Annotated in this window: 4 protein-coding genes and 1 pseudogene; 2 read left to right on the top strand and 3 right to left on the bottom strand. The window is 71.1% G+C overall.

Annotation, left to right across the window (positions count from 1 at the left end):
* Positions 1-197, top strand: a 197-nt coding sequence (locus B7767_RS47265) for a hypothetical protein (protein WP_218775785.1), incomplete at its 5' end; no start/stop codon positions are given.
* A 14-nt stretch (positions 198-211) separates the two neighbouring features.
* Here the strand turns inward: B7767_RS47265 and B7767_RS10895 are convergent.
* Positions 212-670 carry a protein-tyrosine phosphatase family protein gene (locus B7767_RS10895; RefSeq protein ID WP_078914210.1) on the bottom strand — a complete coding sequence of 153 codons (459 nt, stop codon included), beginning with the start codon at positions 668-670 and terminating at the stop codon, positions 212-214.
* 52 nt (positions 671-722) lie between these two features.
* Entirely contained in the window at positions 723-2,966 is a 2,244-nt protein-coding gene (locus B7767_RS10890) for an MMPL family transporter (protein WP_085572020.1), read from the bottom strand.
* A gap of 1,043 nt (positions 2,967-4,009) precedes the next feature.
* Between B7767_RS10890 and B7767_RS10885 the strand changes: the two genes are divergently transcribed.
* Positions 4,010-5,209 (top strand): oxygenase MpaB family protein, encoded by a 1,200-nt coding sequence (locus tag B7767_RS10885; RefSeq protein ID WP_085572019.1) that lies wholly within the window; start codon positions 4,010-4,012, stop codon positions 5,207-5,209.
* Between the two features lie 124 nt (positions 5,210-5,333).
* On the opposite strand, the pseudogene B7767_RS44540 reads toward B7767_RS10885, so the two are convergent.
* A pseudogene (locus B7767_RS44540) lies at positions 5,334-5,541 on the bottom strand (TetR family transcriptional regulator); the annotation flags it as partial.

Below are 5,541 nucleotides of genomic sequence, written 5' to 3'. Positions count from 1 at the left end.
CGGCCACTGACGGCCGGTTCGGCAGGACGAGGCGCCCCGGCCCGCCGGCCCGGTCCGGCGCGGCCGGGGCGGCGCTGCCGGCGGACGTCTCCCACCTTCCGGCGGGCCGCCCCGTCACTCACACGATCCGCCACGACGCCGCACACACCTCCGTCCCGCACCGCCGTTCAACCGCGGCCCGCCGCACCGGCCCCTGACTCACGGAACCCGGCTACGGCTCTCGGGATCCGGAGGCGCCGGATGCGTGGACCCGGCGGATGAACCGCCGCTGCCATGGCACCTCGACGGCCCGTGAACGATAGTGCCGGCGGACCCACTTGACCGCTTGACCGGGTTCCATGCCCTCCATCACGCACATCGCGGCCAGTGCCGTTCCGGTGCGTCCGACACCGCCGCCGCAGGCGACCTCGACCCGCTCGTCGAGCCCGCGCTCATGGACGAGTCGGAGCGTGCGCAACGCGTCGTCGGGGTCGGAGGGCAGCCAGAAGTCCCGCCACCGGATCCACCGGCTTTCCCACGGCTGTGCCGCGGGCCGGTGATCCGTCAGGTATACGGCCAGCGTCGGTACCTGGCCCTTTGGAAGTCCGTTTCTCAGCCCTCGCCCGCGGACGAGTCGTCCTGACGGGAGCCGGACGACTCCGGGAGTTCCGTCGTTCCACTGTTCTGTCACGGTGTGCCTCCTCCTCGCTTTCTGCGCGTGATCCCGTACGTGTCCGGATGACTCAACGCCGCCGGCGGTGTGAGGACGCGTACTCGCTCCGTTCCCCGGCACGGTGAGCGGCGGTCGCCGCCCGGCCTGCCCGGCCCGTCCGGTCCCGGCCCGACGGCCCGTGGCCGCCCCCCGGTATGCCCGCGGGCCACCAGTTCCACTTGCCGAGCACCGTCATCAGCGCCGGCAGCACGTAGATCCGGATGACCACGGCGTCCAGCAGGATGGCCGCCGCGAGTCCCACGCCGAGCTGTTTGAACTCGACCATGCTCAGCGTGCCGAAGATCCCGAACACTCCGACCATGACGACCGCCGCACTGGTGACCACGCCGGCCGATCGCGTGATGCCCTGACGGACCGCGTCCCTGGTCGAAGCACCGGTGAGCGCGACCTCGCGGATCCGGCTGACCACGAACACGTGGTAGTCCATCGACAGCCCGAACAGCACCACGAAGAGGAAGAGCGGCAGCCACGAGACCACCGCGCCCGAACTGCGGAAGTCGAGGAGGCCTTCCGCCCAAGTGTGCTGGAAGACCGCGACCAGTACACCGAACGAGGCTGCCGCGGACAGCAGGTTGAGCACGATGGCGGACAGTGCCACGGCCACCGACCGGAAGATCAACACCATGGTGGCGAAGGTGAGCAGCAGGACGAAGCCCACCACGTAGGGCATCCGTTCCTCGAGGTGCGCGGTGAAGTCGGCACCCTGCGCCACCTTGCCGCCCACCGCGCTTTCGGCGTCGGGCACATCGGCCACGGCCCGCGGCAGCCAGCCGCGCAGCAGCGCCAGGGAGTCACGGGCACCGGCGCTCTTGGGCTGGTGCGGCGTGCCCACGTCGACCGTGTGCACCCGGTGGTCGGCCGACTCCTTGATCTCCGGTGTGGTGTCGTGCGCGAACAGCTCGTGGTCCGCGGTGCGTTCGAGCAGGCTTCGCAGGGCACTCCGCACCTCACCGGCCTGTGCGGCGGGAGCCCGGACGGCGACCTTGTGGACCGTGCCCTTGCTGGGGAAGGCCTCTGTCAGCCGGTCCATCGCCCGCACGACGGGGATGTCCCGGGACAGGTCGTCGGAGCCGGGCTGCTTGAGGTTCATCTCGAGGGCCGGCACCGCCAGCAGGAGCAGTGCGCCCACCGACATCACCAGTGTGACGACCGGCTTGGACAGAGCAGGACGCAGCAGCGCGGGCCACACCCGCGACTCACCCGAGCGCATGGTCAGGCGCCACAGGAAGGGCACGCGAGGCCTGTCGACCCAGCGGCCCAGCTTGGCGAGCAGGGCGGGCAGTACGGTGAGCGACGCCGGCACGGCGACCGCCACGACGATGATGGAGCCGGTGGCCAGGGACGCGAAGGTCGCCTCATCGGCCAGATAGAGACCGGACATCGACACGATCACCGTGGTTCCGGACACGACGACGGTGTGCCCCGAGGTCTTGGCGGCGACCTCGATCGCGTCGACGTGGGACTTCCCGGTGCGCCGTTCCTCGCGCTCGCGCTTGAGGTAGAAGAGCGAGTAGTCCACGCCCACGGCCATGCCCATGAGGAGGATGACATTGCTCACCGCGCTGGTCTCCGGCAGTACGTGGGAGGCCAGCGTGGACAGTCCGATGGCCGCGCCGACGCACGAGAGCGCGAGCACCACGGGCACGCCGGCCGCGATGATCGCCCCGAAGACGACCAGCAGGATCAGCAGGGTCAGCGGCAGGCTGATCAGCTCGGCCCGCTCGAAGTCCTCGCCGAGCGTGTCCGACAGCCCTTTTGCCGTCGAGCCCGTGCCCACCTGCTCCACCCGCAGGCCCTCGTGGGCGTCCTCGGTCGCCGCGCTCGCGTCGAGCAGCGGCTGGATCCGCCGGTCGGCGTTCTCGGTGTCGCCCTTCATCGTGACCGGGACCAGCAGCGCCCCGCCGTTCGGTGAGGCGACGGGCCGGCCCACGCTCTCCACCCCGGTGAGCGTCTTCATCCGCCGGGTGACGTCGGCGGCCGCGTCCTGGGCCGCCGCGGGGTCGAGGGATCTGCCGTCCGCGGCGGTGATCAGCACGTTCTCCTCGGCCTTCTCGGGAAAGTCGCCGGAGTGCACGATCCTGCCGGCGAGGCCGGACTCCCGGACCCCCGACTCCTCGTCGCCGAGTGCGTTCGTGCCTGCCGCCCCGCCCAGGAAGAGGCATGCGGCGACGAACACGGCCCACAGGCCGATGGCGGACCACGGATGTGTGGCGCTCCATCGCGCGATCCGTACCGTCGCCGGTTTCCTTCGCATGGTGCGTCCTTCCGCTCGTGCGGGTCGGTTCCTGGATGCCGGCTGGCCCGGCGGGAAAAACGCTAGGTCGGGCGCCTTGCCGTGAGTACGAGGAAAACCGCCGTACCTCCTGTGGTTTCCCGCAGTACCGACCCTGCGGGAAACCGCAGGGGGAGGGAGGCCGCGACCGGAGTGCCCCCGGGATCCCGGCATGGGGAAGCCGGGTGTTCCGTCGTCCGGGGGCAGCGGTCCAGGGCGGCAGAGCGGAAGAACCGCCCGGAAGACCTCGAGGGGACGCGGTGGACCTGGTGCGTCCCCCGACGGACCGTCCTCGCCGTCAGCGGCCATGTCCGGGTGACCTGTCCGGTGCCCGTCGGAAACCGCTGGAACCGACCCCGGCGGGCGAAGGGGGAGGGAGGAGCCTGGACATCGGCCGGCCACGCGGACACGACCCGCGCCGGATCATGGGCGCGATCCTCCACGTCGACCGCACCGGACTTTCCCGAGGCCGGTTCACGCACGGCTGCGCACCGCGGGAACCGGCTACGGACACTTCGCCGCCCGGCGGAAGGACGGCGTCCCCGACCGGCTCACCGTCCTCCTGCGACGCCTGGTCATGTGAGCCGAAGGCCGGTACACCGAGCCGTGCGCCCGCGTCCTCACCCGAAGGGTTCAGCGAGCCGGAACGCCACGGGAGAGGCATCGGACCGCCGTCCGGGAGGCTCTGGACCGTGCCGGCTCCCTGAACTCCGGTGGTACCGGACCTCCGCGGTCACCCGTATCGGGCGTCCCGTCTCGCGGACGCCCGGCGTGCGCGGGTGCCCGCCGGTCCTGGACGCCATCGGCGCGGCGCCTGCCGGTGTCGCGCCGGAGAGGGGCCGACGGGCCGTGGCCGGCATCGGCGACGAGCCTTCTGTCATGACCATTGCCGACAGCGAGACGCCTCGCTATGTTAATCGAAAATCACATCTGTGCGACGAGGGCCATCATGCATCGGTCGCGCAACAGGCAAGTCTGCGAAGGCATCTGGAACCATCTGGCCCACCAGGGAAGCAGGTAAGTCAATGGAGAACCTCAGCAGGCGAAAGGCCCTGTCACTAGGGGTCGCACTCGGCCTCGTGGGCGTGGCGAACCCCGTCCGGGCGTGGGCGTCGGAGGGCTCGGTGACGGGGGCCGCCGCGGGAACCGGTCCGGAGTGGATCTGGGACGACGCGGCGGACCCTCTGATGGCTTCGATGCTCGAGAACGGACACGTTCCGGCGATCAACACCGCATGGGCGTCGTGGGTGGACAACAACGACCCGCTGCCCGGCGGCCTGCCGGCCGAATTCACCGCGTACCTGCGGCAGGTCAACCGGTTGCCCTCCTGGGCCGACCCCGTCAAGCTGGCCCGCGCCGCCGACTTCAACCGGCGCAGGGACACGTACCTCTTCATGCTGTACGGCCTCGGCAGCGGCATCATGAGCACCGTGATCCCGCGCGAGGCCAAGAGCGTCTACTGGTCCGCGGGCGGCGCCGACATGCAGGACCGCGCGGCCAAGACGTTCACGTTCGGCTACGACCTGTCCCAGCTGGGAGCCTTCGAGCCGACGGGACAGTTCGTCGTCACCGCCAACAAGACGCGCGTGGTGCACGCCGCGGTGCGTCACCTGCTGCCGCAGTCGCCGCACTGGCGGGCGGTCGCCGACGAGACCGTCCCGATCAGCGCCGCCGACATCCTCGTCACCTTCCACAGCCTGGGCACCTACGTGCACCGGAAGCTGCTCGACTGGAGGATCCCGTACCCGAAGGCGGACCAGGAGGCGTTCCTGCACTCGTGGCAGGTCGCCGTTCACCTGCTCGGTGTGCCGTACGAGCACATCCCCAAGACCTGGGCGGCCGCCGAGAGCCAGTCGGCGCAGGTGCTCACACCGATCCTCACCCCGTCGACCGAGGGCATCGCGCTGGCCGAGGAACTGCTCGGTCTGACCGCGCAGATCGACCTCGGCGTCACGCGCGGGTTCCTGAACGAGTTCGTGCGCTACGTCCTCAGCGACGAGGTCGGCGACTGGCTGGGGCTGAAGCGCGACTACGCGGCGGCGGCCCTGGTCCGCACCGCGTGGCCGGCGTTCATCCTGTTCCGTGAGGGGCTGTCGCCCGTCATGCCCGGCACCTTCTACATGTTCGACCAGTTCGTGCGCGCCCTGGCCATGCTGTTCCTCAACAAGGGCTCCTCCGGGACCACCACCCCCATCACGATCCCCACCGGGAACAGGCCGGGCTGAGCCGCCGGTCCGGTCCCGCCCGTGTCCGTCCCGCGGCGGACGGACCGAGGGGCGGGCGCCGGGGTGACCTCCCGCGCGAGGGCTTCCCGGCGGCGGAGCCTCGCCGCCGGGTTCCGGCGGCCGTTCAGAGGCCCAGAGCGCCCACGACCAGGGCGGTCACGGCCGCACGACGGCCGGGGCTGTCCCGCCACCGCAGTCTGCGTCCCGCCTCGACCACCACGCCGAACCCCGCGTGCACCAGCACCCGGGCCTGGCGCGGGTCCAGCTCCGGACGGGCCAGCCGCAACTGCTGCTCCCAGACGGCGATGTGTTCCCGCTGGGCGAGGAGCAGG

Source organism: Streptomyces sp. 13-12-16, from assembly GCF_002114215.1.
Classification (GTDB): Bacteria; Actinomycetota; Actinomycetes; order Streptomycetales; family Streptomycetaceae; genus Streptomyces.
Note: the sequence above shows the minus strand (reverse complement) of the source record. Positions and strands in the feature narration are given on the sequence as shown.